19 protein-coding genes and 1 tRNA gene are annotated in these 16,989 nt (G+C 66.2%); 9 read left to right on the top strand and 11 right to left on the bottom strand.

The window, feature by feature from the left end; translation table 11 throughout:
• Positions 1 to 7: 7 nt before the first annotated feature.
• The 5 genes from AC0KW6_RS03480 (at position 8) to AC0KW6_RS03460 (ending at position 4,069) form a co-directional block, all read left to right on the top strand.
• Positions 8 to 1,126: an SPOR domain-containing protein gene (locus tag AC0KW6_RS03480; RefSeq protein WP_323778501.1), complete on the top strand. Its 1,119-nt coding sequence runs from the start codon at positions 8 to 10 to the stop codon at positions 1,124 to 1,126.
• Between the two features lie 167 nt (positions 1,127 to 1,293).
• Positions 1,294 to 2,298 carry a beta-N-acetylhexosaminidase gene (gene nagZ / locus AC0KW6_RS03475; RefSeq protein WP_474034087.1) on the top strand — a complete coding sequence of 335 codons (1,005 nt, stop codon included), beginning with the start codon at positions 1,294 to 1,296 and terminating at the stop codon, positions 2,296 to 2,298.
• Positions 2,291 to 3,085: a segregation and condensation protein A gene (locus tag AC0KW6_RS03470; RefSeq protein ID WP_323778504.1), complete on the top strand. Its 795-nt coding sequence runs from the start codon at positions 2,291 to 2,293 to the stop codon at positions 3,083 to 3,085. Before nagZ ends, AC0KW6_RS03470 begins: the two co-directional genes overlap by 8 nt.
• On the top strand, positions 3,085 to 3,762 hold the full coding sequence (gene scpB, locus AC0KW6_RS03465; protein ID WP_474034086.1) for an SMC-Scp complex subunit ScpB: 678 nt from the start codon (positions 3,085 to 3,087) through the stop codon (positions 3,760 to 3,762). The genes AC0KW6_RS03470 and scpB overlap by 1 nt, the downstream gene beginning before the upstream one ends.
• A gap of 112 nt (positions 3,763 to 3,874) precedes the next feature.
• Positions 3,875 to 4,069: a hypothetical protein gene (locus AC0KW6_RS03460; protein WP_323778507.1), complete on the top strand. Its 195-nt coding sequence runs from the start codon at positions 3,875 to 3,877 to the stop codon at positions 4,067 to 4,069.
• A 138-nt stretch (positions 4,070 to 4,207) separates the two neighbouring features.
• Here AC0KW6_RS03460 and AC0KW6_RS03455 read toward each other — a convergent pair whose 3' ends face one another.
• From AC0KW6_RS03455 to AC0KW6_RS03420, 8 genes are all read right to left on the bottom strand, one after another.
• Positions 4,208 to 5,287 carry a 2'-deoxycytidine 5'-triphosphate deaminase gene (locus tag AC0KW6_RS03455; RefSeq protein WP_474034085.1) on the bottom strand — a complete coding sequence of 360 codons (1,080 nt, stop codon included), beginning with the start codon at positions 5,285 to 5,287 and terminating at the stop codon, positions 4,208 to 4,210.
• A 138-nt stretch (positions 5,288 to 5,425) separates the two neighbouring features.
• A tRNA-Pro gene (locus tag AC0KW6_RS03450) sits at positions 5,426 to 5,502 on the bottom strand.
• A 148-nt stretch (positions 5,503 to 5,650) separates the two neighbouring features.
• Positions 5,651 to 7,057, bottom strand: coding sequence for a MerR family transcriptional regulator (locus AC0KW6_RS03445; protein ID WP_474034084.1), 1,407 nt, complete (start codon positions 7,055 to 7,057; stop codon positions 5,651 to 5,653).
• Positions 7,058 to 7,072: 15 nt separating this feature from the next.
• Positions 7,073 to 7,375 (bottom strand): integration host factor subunit alpha, encoded by a 303-nt coding sequence (gene ihfA, locus AC0KW6_RS03440; protein ID WP_024090431.1) that lies wholly within the window; start codon positions 7,373 to 7,375, stop codon positions 7,073 to 7,075.
• A gap of 101 nt (positions 7,376 to 7,476) precedes the next feature.
• A complete protein-coding gene (locus AC0KW6_RS03435; RefSeq protein ID WP_474034083.1) occupies positions 7,477 to 8,448 on the bottom strand; it encodes a beta-ketoacyl-ACP synthase III in 972 nt (323 codons plus the stop codon).
• A gap of 17 nt (positions 8,449 to 8,465) precedes the next feature.
• A complete protein-coding gene (gene plsX, locus AC0KW6_RS03430; RefSeq protein WP_323778517.1) occupies positions 8,466 to 9,578 on the bottom strand; it encodes a phosphate acyltransferase PlsX in 1,113 nt (370 codons plus the stop codon).
• Between the two features lie 36 nt (positions 9,579 to 9,614).
• Positions 9,615 to 9,821, bottom strand: a complete 207-nt coding sequence (gene rpmF / locus AC0KW6_RS03425; protein WP_008558107.1) for a 50S ribosomal protein L32 — start codon at positions 9,819 to 9,821, stop codon at positions 9,615 to 9,617.
• Positions 9,822 to 10,044: 223 nt separating this feature from the next.
• Positions 10,045 to 10,581, bottom strand: coding sequence for a YceD family protein (locus AC0KW6_RS03420; RefSeq protein WP_474034082.1), 537 nt, complete (start codon positions 10,579 to 10,581; stop codon positions 10,045 to 10,047).
• Positions 10,582 to 10,681: 100 nt separating this feature from the next.
• On the opposite strand from AC0KW6_RS03420, the gene AC0KW6_RS03415 reads away from it, so the two are divergent.
• From AC0KW6_RS03415 to AC0KW6_RS03405, 3 genes are all read left to right on the top strand, one after another.
• Positions 10,682 to 11,155, top strand: a complete 474-nt coding sequence (locus tag AC0KW6_RS03415) for an outer membrane protein assembly factor BamE (protein WP_323778527.1) — start codon at positions 10,682 to 10,684, stop codon at positions 11,153 to 11,155.
• 85 nt (positions 11,156 to 11,240) lie between these two features.
• Entirely contained in the window at positions 11,241 to 11,984 is a 744-nt protein-coding gene (locus tag AC0KW6_RS03410) for a GNAT family N-acetyltransferase (RefSeq protein WP_474034081.1), read from the top strand.
• Positions 11,985 to 12,053: 69 nt separating this feature from the next.
• Positions 12,054 to 13,862 carry an ABC-F family ATP-binding cassette domain-containing protein gene (locus AC0KW6_RS03405; protein WP_474034080.1) on the top strand — a complete coding sequence of 603 codons (1,809 nt, stop codon included), beginning with the start codon at positions 12,054 to 12,056 and terminating at the stop codon, positions 13,860 to 13,862.
• Positions 13,863 to 13,995: 133 nt separating this feature from the next.
• On the opposite strand, the gene AC0KW6_RS03400 is transcribed toward AC0KW6_RS03405, so the two are convergent.
• From AC0KW6_RS03400 to AC0KW6_RS03390, 3 genes are all read right to left on the bottom strand, one after another.
• Positions 13,996 to 14,562, bottom strand: a complete 567-nt coding sequence (locus AC0KW6_RS03400) for a sugar O-acetyltransferase (protein ID WP_474034079.1) — start codon at positions 14,560 to 14,562, stop codon at positions 13,996 to 13,998.
• Positions 14,563 to 14,846: 284 nt separating this feature from the next.
• On the bottom strand, positions 14,847 to 15,602 hold the full coding sequence (locus AC0KW6_RS03395) for an SDR family NAD(P)-dependent oxidoreductase (protein WP_474034078.1): 756 nt from the start codon (positions 15,600 to 15,602) through the stop codon (positions 14,847 to 14,849).
• An 89-nt stretch (positions 15,603 to 15,691) separates the two neighbouring features.
• Positions 15,692 to 16,615 carry a GNAT family N-acetyltransferase gene (locus tag AC0KW6_RS03390; RefSeq protein ID WP_474034077.1) on the bottom strand — a complete coding sequence of 308 codons (924 nt, stop codon included), beginning with the start codon at positions 16,613 to 16,615 and terminating at the stop codon, positions 15,692 to 15,694.
• A 46-nt stretch (positions 16,616 to 16,661) separates the two neighbouring features.
• On the opposite strand from AC0KW6_RS03390, the gene AC0KW6_RS03385 reads away from it, so the two are divergent.
• Positions 16,662 to 16,799 (top strand): hypothetical protein, encoded by a 138-nt coding sequence (locus AC0KW6_RS03385; RefSeq protein ID WP_024090421.1) that lies wholly within the window; start codon positions 16,662 to 16,664, stop codon positions 16,797 to 16,799.
• The last annotated feature ends 190 nt before the right edge of the window (positions 16,800 to 16,989 follow it).

The raw sequence follows: 16,989 nt of genomic DNA, 5'->3' as shown, positions 1-16,989 counted from the left end.
GCGGACAATGGCGTATTTTGCGCAGGCGGGCCAAGGGCGCGCCTATACACAAGGCAGCGGTCACGAACAGGACGCCGCCCCGGACAGCACATACACACATCAGTATACCGGCCAGCACTATTCCGGGCCCGGGGCTGAGCCGGCCTATGGCTATGAAAACCCGGCCTATGGCTATCAGCCCGACGGGCCGGGGCATGCGCCCCAGGACTATACGGTTTTTGCAACCCCTGCCGGACTGCGGGCGCGATTCTCGAAATCGCTGAGCATTCTGGGCGCGGTGGCCTCGGTCGCGCTGGTCGCCGGGGTGGGCTTCTGGGGCTACAAGCTGGTGATGCGGGATGTCAGCGGCGTGCCGGTGGTGCGCGCAGCCGAAGGCCCGATGCGTGAACAGCCGGCGCTGCCGGGCGGCGCGCAGGCGGATCATCAGGGGCTGGCGGTCAATGCGGTCGCCGCCAGCGGCAGCGCCGAGGCGCCGGCCGACCGGCTGACACTGGCGCCCGCCGCGATTGAGCTGACCGACGATGACAAGCCGCTGCCGGAACTGGCCGCCGACGCCGCGCCCGGCGTCAGTGAAGACGCCGTGGCCTCCTTCCAGAACGGCGATATCGATGCGCTGGTCGCCGAACTGGCGCGTGAGGCCGAGCCGCTGTCTGCTGCTGTGCCGGCGTCGGCGGCGGCCCCTGCCATCGTGCAGCCGCAACCGCTGCAGCCGGCGCGTGCCGCCGCAGTCCCGTCGCCTGCCATTCTGAATGCGCCCGGCGTCAAGGTCTCGCTGCGGCCATCGGCCCGGCCTGCACGGTTCAGCCCGGCTCCGGCCGCAGCCGCGCCGGCAGCATCTGCGGCACCCGTTGATGTGGACCCGGCGACCCTTGCGGCAGGCACCAGGCTGGCGCAGCTTGGCGCCTATGAAAGCCCCGAGGTGGCACGCGCCGAATGGGACCGTATCCATGCCCGTTTCTCCGACTATCTGGAGGGCAAGCAGCGGGTGATCCAGCGTGCCGAAAGCGGCGGCCGCACGTTCTACCGCCTGCGGGCGATGGGCTTTGCCGGCCTGTCGGACGCCCGCCGGTTCTGCTCGGCGCTGGTGGCTGGCAATGCCGATTGCATTCCGGTAACCACACGGTAACCAAGCGCCAGCAGCACTGGTTGCAGACATTTGTACCGTCCGGCCGCAAGGCCGGGCTGCGCCCGTCCCGCCCCCCACGGGGGCGGGCGCTTTGCTCCCTCCCCGCCGGGCCGGGCGCAGCCCTTTCCTTGAGTGAGCCGGGGGAGCGCCAACAACTGGGGACACCCATGACCTACGGAGCCACCATCCTCGACGCCGAAGGCCTGCGGCTGACCGCCGACGAAAAGGCGTTCTTCCGCGATGCCGATCCGTTCGGCTTTATCCTGTTTGCCCGCAATCTGGACAGCGCCGAACAGATTCAGGCGCTGTGCGCAGACTTCCGCGAGGCGGTGGGCCGCAATGCCCCGGTCACCATCGACCAGGAGGGCGGACGGGTGCAGCGGTTGCGCAACCCGCTGGCGCGCAACTGGCTGCCGCCGCTGGAGCATGTGCAGCGGGCGGGCGCGGACGCCGCGCGGGCCATGTATCTGCGCTACCGGCTGATTGCCGATGAACTGCTCCGCCTCGGGATCGACAGCAACTGCGCGCCGATTGCCGATGTCGCCTGTGCGGAGACCCATGCGTTTCTGAAGAACCGCTGCTATGGCACCAGCACCGATGCGGTGGCCCGGATCGCCCGCGCGGTGGCAACTGCGCATCTGGACGGCGGCGTGCTGCCGGTGCTGAAACATATCCCCGGCCACGGCCGCGCCACCGCCGACAGCCACCTGGACCTGCCGCGTGTGTCCAGCCCTCCCGGCGTGCTGGAGCAAGGCGACTTTGCCGCGTTCCAGGCCTTGAACGACCTGCCGCTGGGGATGACCGCGCATCTGGTCTATGACGCCTATGACAGCCGCCCCGCCACCACGTCGCCGGTGATGATGCGGCTGATCCGCGAACGCATCGGTTTTGACGGGCTGATCATGACCGACGATATTTCGATGAAGGCGCTCAAGGGATCACTGGCGGACAATGCCCGCGCCTCCATCAAGGCGGGCTGCGATGTGGTTCTTTTGTGCAATGCTTCGCTGCAGGAACGGATTGCGGTGGCCGGGGCCGCAGGGGTCATGACGGAGGCGGCGCAAACCCGCGCAGAGCGGGCGCTCGCGGCCCGCAAACCCCCTGCGGATCTTGACATTCAGGCCGCCGAAGACGAACTTGCCGCCCTCATGGGCGGGCAGGTGTATGGCTGAGCAGACAGTCTTTTCAGACGCGGATACGGCAGTAGAGGAGCGGCTGGCAGCCGAGGCCCTGATCGTGGATGTGGACGGGTTCGAAGGCCCGCTCGACCTGCTGCTGACGCTGTCGCGCACCCAGAAGGTGGACCTGCGCAAGATCTCGGTGCTGGAGCTGGCCAAACAGTATCTGACCTTTGTCAACAAGGCCAAGGAGCTGCGGATTGAGCTGGCCGCCGATTACTTGGTGATGGCGGCCTGGCTGGCGTTCCTGAAATCCCGCCTGCTGCTGCCGCCGGACCCGGAGGAGGACGGCCCCTCGGGCGAGGAGCTGGCCGCCCACCTGGCGTTCCAGCTGGAGCGTCTGCAGGCGATGCGAGACGCCTCTGCCCGGCTGCTGGCCCGCGACCGGCTGGGCCGCGACTTCTTTGGCCGCGGCGAGGAAGAGAACGTCGCCCGGATCAAGACCGTTACCTATACCGCCAACCTCCTGGATCTGATGCAGGCCTATGCCCGCATCCGCACCAAGGAGGATTTCCGCCCCTTTGTGATGGACCGGGAGTCGGTTTTCACGATGGAAGAAGCGCTGGAGCGGATGCGCCATCTCCTGGGCTTCACCGGCGATTGGACCGATCTGATCAGCTATCTGCCGGACGGCTGGCACAGCGATCCGGTCAAGCGCCGCTCGGCCACTGCCGCCACTTTTGCCGCCTCTTTGCAGCTGGTGAAGGAAGGCAGGCTTGAGCTGCGCCAGAGTGAATCATTTGCGCCGATCCAGCTGCGCAGCCTGAACGAGGATACCTGATGGAAGACCAGCTTATGGACAGCCACGGCGCTCCCATCCGCGAAGAGAGCGATACGCTGTTCGACGCGCCGCCGATGGCCGAGCAGGAGCGGATGGTGGAGGCGGTGCTGTTTGCCAGCGCCGAGCCGGTCACCCTGCGCGATCTGGAAGGACGGATGCCGCATGGCTGCAATCCGCGCGAGGCGGTGGAGCATCTGCGCAAGCGCTACGAGGGGCGCGGCGTGCGGGTGGTTCGCTTAGGCGATGCCTGGGCGATCCGCACTGCGCCGGACCTTGGCTTCCTGATGCAGAAGGAAACCACCGAGCTGCGCAAGCTGAGCCGCGCCGCGATCGAGACCTTGGCGATTGTCGCCTATCATCAGCCGGTCACCCGCACCGAGATCGAGGAGATCCGTGGCGTGTCGGTGTCGCGCGGCACCATCGACCAGCTGATGGAGATGGACTGGATCCGCCTGGGCCGCCGCCGGATGACGCCGGGCCGGCCGGTGACTTTTGTGGTCACGCCGGTCTTCCTCGATCACTTCGGTCTGGAAAGCGCCCGCGACCTGCCGGGGCTGAAGGAGCTGCGCGCCGCTGGCCTGCTGGAAAACCGGCCGCCGCCGGGCGCCTTGGCGATGGGCCAGGGGGGCGAGGACGACGAGGATCCGGAAGAACAGGCAGAACTGTTCGAAGAGTGACGCCATCTCAGGGCGCAGGTTTTGCACTCGTGTCCGCCGGGGTGTTCCGCGCCCCGGAATTGTCTTAATTTGCCGTTAAGGTAGCGGGCAGGCAGCAAGCGGGGCGACGTCCATGACTCTTAATTCAATCATCAACATGGTTCTGCGTCGGCTGGTCAGCCGCGCGGTCAATGCAGGCGTCACTGCCGGCATCAGCGCGGTTGCCAAACGCGGCAAGGGGCAGGGGGCAGGGCACCGCGCGCCGCCCGCCCGGCAGGCAGGCAGCTCCCGCATTCCATCGGTCAAGCCGGGGCGCCGCCAAAGCTGAGCCGCGCCAGCTGCCGCTGACCGCTGCGGTGACCGCGTCCGGACCGGCCGGCGCAGGCGGGTACGGCGAAGCAGCGGGCGCATGCCGCGCCGGTGAAGCGAGGCCCTGCCCTGGGGATGGCTGCTGCCCTGATCGCGATCAGGCCGGCGTTTTGAAATGCTTGGACAGTTTCAGCCCCTGGCCCTGGTAATTCGAGGCAATCCCGGCGCCATACAGCTGCTCGGGCACCTCGGCCATCTTCTCATAGACCAGACGCCCGACAACCTGGCCGTGCTCCAGCACAAAAGGCGCCTCGTGGCAGCGCACCTCCAGAACCCCGCGCGAACCGGTGCCGCCGGCCGCGTCATGGCCGAACCCGGGATCGAAAAAGCCCGCGTAATGCACCCGGAATTCGCCCACCATCGCCAGATAGGGCGCCATCTCGGCGGCATAGGCGGGCGGGATATGCACCGCCTCGCGGCTGACCAGAATATAGAACGCGCCGGGGTCCAGGATGATGCGGCCGTCTTTGGTGCGCACTTCCTCCCAGTATTCCTGCGGGTCGTATTCGCCGATCCTGTCCAGGTCGATGACGCCGGTGTGCGGCTTGGCGCGGTAGCCGACCAGATCGCTGCCGGGCAGCTTCAAATCGACGGAAAAGCCCAAACCGTCCTCGATCACCGCCGCGCCGTCGACCAGCGGGGAGCCCGCGTGCAGCATCTTAAGCTCCGCGTCCGACAGAACCGCCTGGCCGGTGCGGAATCGGATCTGGTTGAGCCGCATGCCCGGACGCACCAGCACCGAGAACGACCGCGGGCAGATCTCGGCATAAAGAGGTCCGGTGTAGCCGGGTTTGATACGGTCGAACTCCTCGCCGCCGTCGGTGATGGTGCGGGTCAGAAGGTCCAGCCGCCCGGTGGAGCTTTTGGCATTGGCCACGGCAGAGACATCGCCGGGCAGCGCCAGGCTTTCCATCAGCGGCACCACATAGACGCAGCCTTTTTCCAGCACCGCGCCATTGCTCAGGTCGATCCGGTGCATCTCGAACTCGGTCAGCCGGTCGGAGACGCTGCGGCCCTGTCCGGCCAGAAAAGACGCGCGTACCCGATAGGCCACGTTGCCGAGGCGAAGATCAAGGCTGGCAGGCTGGACCTGTCCCCCGGCCAACGGGGCGCTGACGGCAATCGCGCCGCGATCCAGCATCTTTTCAATGGTTTGGCTGGGCAATACGCCTGTCATGTCCTGTTCCCCTCCGCGCCGTCTTTGCGGCGATGCTGGCTCAATTGGCCACAGTACGCAATCCCGGTCCGCAATCAGTCAGGCTGTGCGCCGGATACGAAAACGCCCGGGTGCGTGAACACCCGGGCGTTTTTCATATGGTCGGGCTAGCAGGACTCGAACCTGCGACCTTCCGTCCCCCAGACGGACGCGCTACCAGGCTGCGCCATAGCCCGTTGAGGAGCCTTCTAACCGTTTTCACGGCAGGGGCAAGAGGGGGCAGCAATATTTTTCGCGCCGCCGCAAAGAAAGTCAGCAGGATGAGGTTGTTGCCAGCCATGCCTCCGGCCGCAGCGGTTTTCCGCCGCGCGGCAAGGCGGGGACTCAGATGATGTCCGGCGCCCCTGCAGCCGCGCCGGCGGCAGCCAGCGCCCGCAGATCCGCAGCGCAGCCGGCGATTGCGGCAACAGAGTGCGGCGGCAGGCTGCGGAGGGCGGCGAGATGCGCCAGAACACCCGGTTGCGGCACCTGCGGATCGGCCGGCGGATATTCTGGCGGCTGGGCTGGCACGCCGGGCGCCGGGGCGTCCGCTGCAGCCTCCTGCGGTGCTGCCGGGGTGTCCCGGGGCGCTTCGGCCTCGGGGGCGAAACCGGAGGAAAACTCCAGGGCATCGACCTGCCGGGCGGCCGCGTCCAGGTCATGCGGCGGGAAGGACGCCGCGGGATCTGCTTTGGAAACAGGCGCTGACCCGGCTGCAGGCCCGGCATCGGCCCCGGGCGCGGTCAAGCTGAAGTCCAGCGGCTCGTCCGGATGCAGGCCGGCGGCAGCCACCAGGCTGTCCCCGGCCGGTGCGGGGGCGGGAGCAGCGTCCAAAGCGGTATCAAATGCGGCGGCAGGGTCCGGGTCCGCCGGACGGTCCTGTGCTGCGAAACCTGCTGGGTCTTCTGCAGGCGCCGCTGTCCCGCCGGGCGCAGGGTGCTCAGCAGGGGCCGTTTCCGCCGCGGGTGCGGGCCCGGCTTCGAAAGCCTGTTCTGCCATCGGTTCTGCGGCGTCTGCCGGTTCCGCTGCAGCTTCGCTTGCAGCCGCCTGATTTAGGGTCGCCTCAGGCGACTCGGCGCCCGGCTGAAGCTGGGCGAATCGTCCCCGGGACTTATCTGCGGATGCATCCTCAGCGGCGGGCAGATCCCGGGACGCGGCATCTTCAAGCGTATCGGCAGCGGCGTCCGGCAGCTCTGCAGGGGGGGCATCGCCAAGCTCGGGCTCTGGCAGTTCCGTGCCGCCATCTGCACCGCTGTCCACGGCGGGCGGCGGGAGATCCATCCGGGCCTGCGGGGCGGGGGCGGGATCGGAGACCGGATCGGATACGGGGGGAAAGCCGACCACATTGCTGCTCCCGGCAGGGTCCCCCGCGGCTGCGGCTGCGGCTGTGTCTCGGCTCAGCTCCAGCGAGCTTTGCCAGTCATCGCCCAGTTTATCGGCCGGCGGCGGGGCATCGGGGCGGGCATTGGCTGAGCCGTCCAGCGAACCGGACAAGCCGGACACATGCGCCGCGCCATGCTCGCGCAGCAGCGCCTGCACCTCCTTGATCGGCAGCCCGTCGTCATGCAGCAGTTTCTTGATGCCGCCTAACAGCAGCATATCCGCAGGCCGGTAATACCGCCGCCCGCCGGCGCGCTTGACGGGTTTGACCTGGGTGAACTTGCTCTCCCAGAAGCGCAGGACATGCGCCTGCACGCCCAGCCACTCCGCAACTTCGCTGATGGTGCGGAACGCGTCCGGTGATTTCGACATGGCCTTTTGGTCCCGTTATTTACGGTTGCCGTCTGCCACGCGGTCTTTCATCAGGTGGGAGGGCCGGAAGGTCAGCACGCGGCGCGGCTGAATCGGCACTTCTTCGCCGGTTTTCGGGTTGCGCCCGACCCTGGCTGATTTGTCCCGCACGCTGAATGTGCCGAACGAGGAGATCTTCACCTGTTCACCGCGCACCAGGGCATCCGACATGTATTGCAGCATGCTTTCCACCAGCTGCGCGCTTTCATTGCGCGACAAGCCGACTTCCCGGAAAACTGCTTCACTCAAATCCATTCGTGTAAGTGTTTTTTCGCCCATACCAATCCCCGTTGTTTGCCAAAGCATAGGGCGCAGGGAATTTCCCTGTCAATATCAATGAATTGCGCCGGGTGTTTCGGGCGGAAATTAAGTCTGCGGGGTTACCAGCGCACCACGACAGCCCCCCAGGCGAGGCCGCCGCCGATGGCTTCGGTCACAATCAGATCGCCTTGTTTGATCTGGCCGCGCTCTTTACCCACGGACAGGGCCAGCGGGATGGAGGCGGCGGAGGTGTTGCCGTGATCCTGCACGGTTACCACCACCTTGTCCATGCTGAGACCCATTTTCCTGGCGGTGCCCTGGATGATGCGGATATTGGCCTGGTGCGGCACGATCCAGTCCACATCCGCGGCGGCAAGCCCGGCGCGGTCCAGCGCGGTTTTCGCGGTGGAGGCGAGCTTTTCCACGGCATGGCGGAACACCTGGTTGCCCTGCATCCGCAGATAGCCGGTCGATTGCGTCGACACGCCGCCGTCGACATACAGCAGATCCTTGTAGCGGCCGTCGGAATTGAGGTCGGTCGACAGGATGCCGCGGTCGCGGAGGGTGCCGGGCTGCTCCTGGCCCTCCAGCAGCAGCGCGCCGGCGCCGTCGCCGAACAGCACGCAGGTGGAGCGGTCGGTCCAGTCCATGATCCGGCTGAAGGTTTCGGCGCCGATCACCAGCACCCGTTCCGCCTGGCCCGAGGCGATCAGCGCGCTGGCGTTGCTCAGCGCATAGACAAAGCCCGCGCAGACCGCCTGCACATCAAAGGCAAAGCCCTTGGTCATGCCCAGCTTGGACTGCACCATGGTGGCGGCAGAGGGGAAGGTGAGATCGGGGGTGGAGGTTGCCACCACGATCGCGTCGACATCTTCCGCGGTCAGGCCCGCATCCGCCAAAGCGCGTTCAGCTGCCTTGGCGGCCATGTCCGAAGTGGTCTCCCCCTCGGCGGCGAAATGGCGGCGTTCGATGCCAGACCGGCTGCGGATCCATTCGTCCGAAGTGTCCAGAGTGGCCTCGAATTCCGCGTTTTCCACCACCCGTTCGGGGAGATAGTGGCCAGTGCCAACAACTACCGCGCGTCGCGTCATCCGGTGCCTGCCTTGCTTTAGTCTTTATCAGTGGCCGCCCGCAGCGCGCGGGGGGCAGTTTCAACTTGGGGAACAGCGCCGGCAGATGCAACCCGCGCCGCCAGCTTTTCGGCGAATCCGTGCTGTGCCAGCCGGAAGGCGAGCTTGACGGCGGCCGAAACCCCGGTGGCATCGGCGCCGCCATGGGATTTCACCACGGTGCCGTTGAGGCCCAGGAACACGCCGCCGTTCACCCGCCGCGGATCCATCCGTTTCGACAGCCGTTTCAGCGAGGTGACCGCCAGCAGCGCGGCGATTTTCGACAGGAACGAATACTGGAACGCCTCGCGTAATGCGGTGCGCATCACCCGGGCGGTGCCTTCGCCGGTCTTGATCGCCACGTTGCCGGTAAAACCGTCGGTGACGATCACATCCACGGCATCGCCGGGAATATCGCTGCCCTCGACAAAGCCGACAAACTCGTAGCTCGCCTGTGCCGCATGACCGGCGATCAGCGTAAAGGCTTCTTTCAGCTCGGCGCGGCCCTTGTGCTCCTCGGTGCCGACATTCAGCAGCCCGACCCGCGGGCTGGCGATGTCCATCGAGTTGCGCACATAGGAGGTGCCCATCAGCGCGTATTGCAGCAGATCCTCGGCGTCGGCTTTCACGTCGGCGCCGACATCGAGCATCACGTTGAAGCCCTGCGGGTTCAGCGACGGCCACAGGATCGCAATGGCCGGCCGGTTGACGCCGGGCAGCTTGCGCAGCCGCAGCATCGACAGCGCCATCAGCGCGCCGGTGTTGCCGCAGGACACAGCCCCTGCCGCTTCGCCGTTCTTGACCGCATCCAGCGCCGACCACATCGAGGTGCCCTTGCCGTTGCGCATCACCTGGGAGGGTTTGTCCTCCATGGTGACAACGTCGCGGACATCGCGGATCTCGACGCGGCCCTCAAGCGTGCGTTTCCTGGCGACCAGCGGTTTCAGCTGGTCGGCGGGGCCGTGCAGGATGAACCCGATATCCGGGTTCTTTTCAGCCGACATGGCAATGCCGGCCACCACAACAGCGGGGCCGGCGTCTCCGCCCATGGCGTCAACAGAAATGGTGATGCGGCCGGCTTTTGCCTGATTTAGATCGGGTTTACCCGTCATGCGAAAGCCTGCCTGGCATCAGATCCTGTCCGTGGCTTATGCCGCGTCTTCGTCGATCTCGATCTCGTCAGCCGCTGCGACGATTTCCTTGTCGTCGTAATGGCCGCAGGAGGGGCATACGTGATGCGGGCGCTTCAGCTCGCCGCAGTTGCCGCATTCGTTCGGGTTTGCAGCAACCAGTGCATCGTGCGCGCGGCGGTTGTTGCGGCGCGATTTGGATACTTTATTCTGTTGGACGGCCATGTCTCAACCTTTGTCTGTTTGGGCCTTGGGGCACTCCCCGCGGCGCGATTGCGTTCTGTTCGATCAGTCTGACGTGCGTTTAGGCGCCTGCCCAAACATTGTCCAACCAAAAATTCCGATGAGCGCGCGAAAATACTGCGAATCTCCGGCGGCGCAAGATGTTTTTTAGGGCAGCGCCGCCACAGGTTCCAGATGCAATTTCCGCCAGCGCGGAAATTCCGGCCTAGTCCTCGTCTTTCAGCAGACCGCGCAGGGCGCCAAGACCGGCAAAGGGGCGGGCGTCCTCGTCGCGCATCGGCTTGGCGCCGGGTTTGGTATAGACCGCTTCGCCCAGCTCGGCGCCCTCCTTGCGCGGGTAGGCGGGGATATGCAGCGCCAGCGCCTCAGCCATCACGGCGCCCGGGTCGATATGGCTGCCAAGCGGCTCGGTGCTGTCATCCTCGGGCATTTCCGCTTCGCCTTCGTCCGGAATCTCCATACGGGACAGATAGTTGCGGCGGACTTTTTCCTCGATCCGGGTGGTCACCGGCTCCAGCGTCACCACACAGTCCTGCACCACGGTCGCCCCCAGGGATCCGGTCAGCTGCCAGTCGCGTTTACCGCGCGCGCTGATCTCGCCGGTAAAGCGCAGCTTGCGCAGCGCGTTCACCCCCAGTTCAGCCGCCAGCGCGGCCAGTTCCGCTTTATCCGGGGTGATTTCAAAGGCGGTCGGGGCGTTTTGCGGCAGATCCGCCACCCGCACTGCGGTGCTGTCAGACATAATCGGGGACTTTCGTTTCTTGAACCGGAAGCGGTCATTAGGTAATCGGGTTCAAAGACGTATTCAAGCCGCGCATTGCGGCAAAGGCCGGGGGGCAGTCATGGTTGCTAAGGCATTTCACTTCAAGTCCGTTTTGCGCGGGGCTGTTTTTGCCGCGGCGGGGCTGGCGCTGGCGGCCTGCTCGTCAGTCTACCGCAAGCACGGATATGTGCCCACAGCGGATCAGCTGGCCGAGGTGGTGCCGGGGATCGACACAAGGGATTCGGTGGCCGAAAGCGTCGGCATCCCGTCCTCGACCGGGGTGCTGAACGAAAGCGGCTACTATTATGTTGCGACCCGTTTCCGCCACTACGGCGCCGCCGCCCCGAAACCGGTGGCGCGCGATCTGGTTGCGATCAGCTTTGATGCTGCCGGGGTGGTGCAGGGGGTCGAGCGGTTCAGCCTGGAAGACGGCAAGGTGGTGCCGCTGGAACGCCGGGTGACCAGCTCCAGCGTGCAGGACAGCACGTTCCTGCGCCAGCTTCTGGGCAGCCTGGGCAACTTCGGCCCCGATCAGTTCCTGCAGGATCAGTAAGGCTGGCGGCTGCCGGTCCAGCGGGCGTCACCGGGCTGTCACGGCGCTTATGCTAAGGGCTGAGCCGGAAACAGGGGAGGCCGCGATGGCAGCACAGCCGGACGTGCTTCTGCACAAGGGGTGTTACCGCGCCCGGCTGGCGGCGGGGCCGGCCGATGTGGCTGCGGCGCAGGCGCTGCGCACGCTGTGCTTCCGGACCGGCGCCGTCGACTGCGACGCTTTTGATACGGCCTGCATGCATGTGCTGGTGGAGGAGGCGCGGACCGGCAGTCTGGTCTGCTGTTTCCGGTTGCTGCTGCTGGCAAGCGGCGCGGAGCTGGGCCGCAGCTATTCGGCGCAGTTCTATGATCTGCAAGGGCTGCGGGCATTCCGCGGCCGGATGGCTGAGCTGGGCCGGTTCTGCATCCATCCCGATCAGCACAGCGCGGATATCCTGCGCGTCGCCTGGGGGGCGGTAACAGCCCTGGTCGATGCAAAGGATGTGCAGATGCTGTTTGGCTGCTCGTCCTTTGCCGGCACCGCGACGGCCGAATATCTTGACGCCTTTGCCATGCTGAAGCTCCGCCATCTGGCGCCGCAACGCTGGCTTCCGGGGGTCAAGGCGCCCGAGGTGTTCCGCTTTGCCGCCGGGCTGCGGCGCAGGCCGGACCCGAAACTGGCGATGCTGCGGATGCCGCCGCTGCTGCGGACCTATCTGGTGATGGGCGGCTGGGTCAGCGACCATGCGGTTGTGGATGCTGGAATGAACACGCTGCATGTGTTCACCGGGCTGGAGATTGCGGCAATTCCTGCTGCGCGCAAGCGGCGTCTGAGGGCAGTTGCCGGGTAAAAATGAGTATTTTTGAAAAGATGAAGAAGCAGCGTTGACGCGATTCTGCCGCCGGGGTAGCTGGCTGGCATGGCACGTATTCCTCTTCTGCAGATGTCCGGCATTTCCCTCACCTTTGGGGGCGATCCGGTTTTTTCCGATCTCGATCTGGTGGTTCAGCCCGGCGACCGTGTCGCCCTGGTGGGCCGCAACGGGTCGGGAAAATCCACGCTGATGAAGGTAATGGCGGGGATTGTTGAAGCGGATAAGGGCTCTATCGTGGTGCCGCCGGGCAAATCGGTGGGCTATATGGAGCAGGATCCGCAGATGACGGGCTTTGCCACGCTTGGCGATTTTGCTGCCAGCGCGCTGGATCCCGGCGAGATGTACAAGGTGGAGCGCGCAGGCGAAGGGCTGAAGTTCGACCCGGCGCGCCCGGTGGAAACCGCATCGGGCGGTGAGCGGCGCCGTGCTGCGCTGGCCAAGCTGATGGCCGAGGCGCCGGATCTGATGCTGCTGGACGAGCCGACCAACCATCTGGACATCGAGGCGATCACCTGGCTGGAAAACGAGCTGAAGGCCACCCGCGCGGCGTTTGTGCTGATCTCGCACGACCGCGCCTTTCTGCGGGCGCTGACCCGGGCAACCCTGTGGGTGGACCGCGGCGAGGTGCGCCGTCAGGAAAAGGGGTTTGAGCATTTCGAGGCCTGGCGCGACAAGCTGTGGGAGGAGGAAGACCAGCAGCGGCACAAGCTGAACCGGCTGATCAAATCCGAAAGCCGCTGGGCGGTGGAGGGGATTTCCGCCCGCCGCAAGCGCAACATGGGCCGGGTGCGGGCGCTGCAGGATCTGAAATCCGAGCGCGCCGGCCAGATCAAGCGCCAGGGGGCGGCCGAGATGGCGCTGGATGCGGGGCCGAAATCGGGCCGCAAGGTGATTGAGGCCGAGGGGCTGGGCAAGGCTTTTGGCGGCAAGCAGATCGTGCAGGATTTTTCGCTGAAGGTGCAGCGCGGCGACCGGGTGGCCTTTGTCGGGCCCAATGGCGCGGGCAAGACCACGCTGCTGAAAATGCTGCTGGGGCTGGAAGAGCCGGATTCCGGATCTGTGAAGCAAGGCACCAATCTGGAGCTGGCGCTGTTTGATCAGACGCGGGATCAGCTGGATGGGGATGCGACCCTGTGGGAGAATCTGACCGCCGATCCCCTGCTGGGAATTTCCGGCAAGGCCGACCAGGTGATGGTGCGCGGCCAGCCGAAACATGTTGTCGGCTACCTGAAGGAATTCCTGTTTGACGAACGCCAGGCGCGGGCGCCGGTGCGGTCGTTGTCGGGCGGCGAGAAGGCGCGGCTTTTGCTGGCGCGGCTGATGGCGCGGTCCTCGAACCTGCTGGTGCTGGATGAGCCAACCAACGATCTGGATGTGGAGACGCTGGACCTGCTGCAGGAGCTGCTCGATAATTACGACGGCACCGTTCTGCTGGTGAGCCACGACCGGGATTTTCTGGACCGGGTGGCGACCACCACCATCGCGATGGAAGGCAACGGCAGGGCCACGGCCTATGCCGGCGGCTGGAGCGATTACCTGGCGCAGCGCGGGCCGCTGGACGCTGCGGAAAAGGCAGAGAAGGTGAAGCCTGCCAAGCCGAAGCCGAAGCAGGAAAGCCAGCCCAAAGACGGGCTGAGCTTCAAGGAAAAGCACCGGCTGGAGGCGCTGCCGGGGGAGATTGAACGGTTGGAAGCGGAGATCGCCAAGCTGCAGGAGCTGATGGCGGACCCCGGGCTGTTCAGCCGCGAACCGGTCAAGTTCAAAAAGGCCACCGAGGCGCTGGTGGAGCGGCAGGAGAAGCTGGCCGCGGCTGAGGAGGAATGGCTGCTGCTGGAGGAAAAAGCCGAAGCCTGAGGCGGTTGTTCCGGTTAGGTCAGTACGGCTGACCAAATGTTTCGCGCGCGAAACATTTGGTCAAAGACGCTGACGTAAAGCTTTGGAATTCATTAGGAAATGTGAGTGGCGGGTTAAGGCGGCGGGCGCTGGCTTAACCGTTTGATTGCCCGGTCAGAGGCCGGGCCGGGTTGCCTGCCACAGTAGCCGCTGCCGGGACATCCCTGGTCACAACCGCGCCCGCTCCGACGATGGCGCCATCGCCGATGGTGACGCCGGGCATCAGGATGGCGCTGCCGCCGATCCAGACCTCTGCACCCAGCGTGACGGGCCGGGCACTCTCCAGCCCCTGCGCGCGCAAATCCCTGTCCAGGTGGTGCTGGGCGCAGTAGATCTGCACATTCGGCCCCAGCATGGTGCCGTCGCCGATGGTGACGGGCGCGGTGTCCAGAAGGGTGCAGCCTGCGTTCAGGTAGACATTGCGGCCCAGGGCGATGTTGAAGCCATAGGCGCAGTGGAAGGGCGCCTCGACCAGGCAGTTTTCGCCGTGAGCGGCGAAGAGACCGGCCAGCGGAGGGCTGAGCGGCGCGGCGGGATCGGGCGGGGCGGTGTTGTGCCGGTGCACGGCAACGCGGGCCTGGTGGCGCAACGCCTCCAGTTCGCTGTCCTGGCAACAGTACCATTCGCCAGCCTGCATTTTCTGCCGTTCAGTCAGGGTCATGGGATCTCCTGACCGGGAGTGAACGGCGGGCGGCAGGGTTTGTCAATCCAGGGGATGCTCCCGCGCCCGCAAGTGCCTTGGCTTCGCCAAGGCACCCTGATGCAGCCTTGGGCCGGGCACCGCTGGCGCGGTGCGAAGAGTTTCGCTGAGATGCGCTTCAGGGGCAGGTCTGCCCTGAAAGCGCGTGTGCCGGTGTGTGGGCCGCTGCTTGCGCGTCAAAGGTGAACCCGTGCTGCGCATGGCGGCTTAGGGCTCCGCCCGCTCGCAATCCGCGGCTAGGGGGATCAGCGCATGCGCAGGGCGCCGTCGATGCGGATGACCTCGCCGTTTAGATAGCCCATCTCGACGATGAAGCCGGCCAGGCGGCCGTATTCACGCGGGTCGCCCAGGCGGGCCGGGTTGGGGACATCTGCAGCGAGCTGCTGCTGCACCTCTTCCGGCAAGCCCGCCAGCATCGGGGTCATGAAAATACCGGGTGCGATGGTCATCACCCGGATGCCGGAGGACGCGAGATCCCGTGCCATCGGCAGGCACATGCCTGCGACCCCGCCCTTGGAGGCGGCATAGGCGGCCTGGCCTTTCTGCCCGTCGAAAGCGGCGATGGAGGCGGTGTTGATGATCACGCCGCGGGCGCCGTCGCCTTCGGGGTCATTCTTGGCGATCTCCACCGCGGCGAGGCGGGCGACGTTGAAGGTGCCAACGAGGTTGATGTCGATGGTGCGCTGGAAGGCATCCAGCGGATGCGGGCCGTCTTTGCCCACGGTCTTGGCGCCGATGGCGATGCCGGCGCAGTTCACGCAAGCGGTGATCCTGCCCATCTTTTCGGCGGCGTGGGTGATGGCGGCCGCAACTGATTCTTCGCTGGTGACATCGGTTTGGGCGAAATGCCCGCCGATCTCTTGCGCCACCGCCGAGCCACGGCTGGCGTCGCGGTCCAGGATGGTGACCTGGGCGCCTTGTTCGGCAAAGTAGCGGGCGGTGGCCTCGCCCAGGCCCGAGGCGGCGCCGGTGACAATGGCAGCGGTGTCTGCAAGTTTCATGAGCGGGGCTCCTCCCGGTTATCTGAACATCTGTTCATATAATCGGGGCGGTCTGCCTCTGTCCAGCGGGACGGGACGTCGCGGGGCGGTCAGGCGCTCATCAGCCGCCGGTCCAGCAGCGCCAGCGGCTGCAAAAGGCGGCCCAAGGGCGGCCACAGGCCCCAGGTTCCCCCCAAGCGGTGTGCCTTGGCGCCGGTACCGAGTTTGAAACGGGCAAGGCCGGCGGCGCGCCCGGTGTTGATGAGGCCGAGGTCGAGGCGGCAGATGCCCTTGGCGGCAAGCCAGCCCGCAGCCTCCCACAGCAGCAGGGGGTGGGCGCTGAGCCGTTTGCCGCGCGCGGTGGTATGGGCGATGTGGTAGGTGGCAGCGCTGCCATGGGTGAGGATCAGGATGGCGGCGACCGCTTCCTTGCCCTCGAAAGCCTGGAACAGCTTGGCCCGGCCCTTGTTCTCGCGCGCATAGGCGAGGGTGAGGGGGATCGGCCAGCTGCGGTAGCCGCGGGCGGTTTGCTGTCTGGCGTCGGCTGCGAACAGCCAGTGGCGCGGGTCGTGCGGCAAGTTCTGGCGGGTGAGGCGCAGGCCCTGGGTTTCACCGTGGTTCAGCCGGTTGCGCCATTTCTGGTGCAGGGCGGCCCGGCGCTGCCCGGGGTCGCCGGTCAGGTCCCAAAGCGCCGCATGCGCCGGGGTGACAAGCGGCACCGCGCCGAGACGGGAAAGCCCGGGGGCCGCCGTTTCGGGCGACAGAATCAGCGGGGTGCGGCCCAGCCCGTGGTCCTCCAGCGCCGCGCGCAGGGCGCCGGGGTCCGGAAAGACGGCGCGGTTCACCAACGCCAGCGGCAGCCCGCCCGGCAGGCGGCGGCGCAGCACCAGCATGTCCTGCAGCTGCGGCAGCAACACTGGCACCTGCCCGCAGGCGGCCAGGGCGCGGGCGAATTCGGCCGATTGCTGCAGCGCACGGGGGCGAAGTGCGGTCTTGCCGCAGGGCGGGGAGGGAACCGGAGAGCCATCAAACATGTTTCCTATTAACACGCTGGAAACCTAAATGAGGGTTAATGAAGCCATGAAACAGTCAAAACAGATCATGGGGCAGGCAGCGGCCGCCCCCCGGATGACCAAAGCAGCGGCGCTGCTGATTGCAATCGGTCTGTCGGTGCCGGTGTTTCTGCTGCTGACACTGCTGGATACGGTTGTTTTCTGACGCCGCAAAGCCACCCGCGCCCGCAGCTGCAGTGGCTGCGCCACAGTCCCTTGGCGGCCTTGGGCCGGGCGCCGCTGCGATTGGCCCAACTGCTGAGGCTTGGCCCCGGAGGGGGCTGGACGGGGGCGGGAAAGCTTGCAGGTGAAAATGAAAAGGGAGCCCAGAGGCTCCCTTTTCTTTTGCAAATCGG

Source organism: Leisingera sp. SA215, from assembly GCF_055902035.1.
This window is presented reverse-complemented; position numbering and strand designations above follow the sequence as displayed.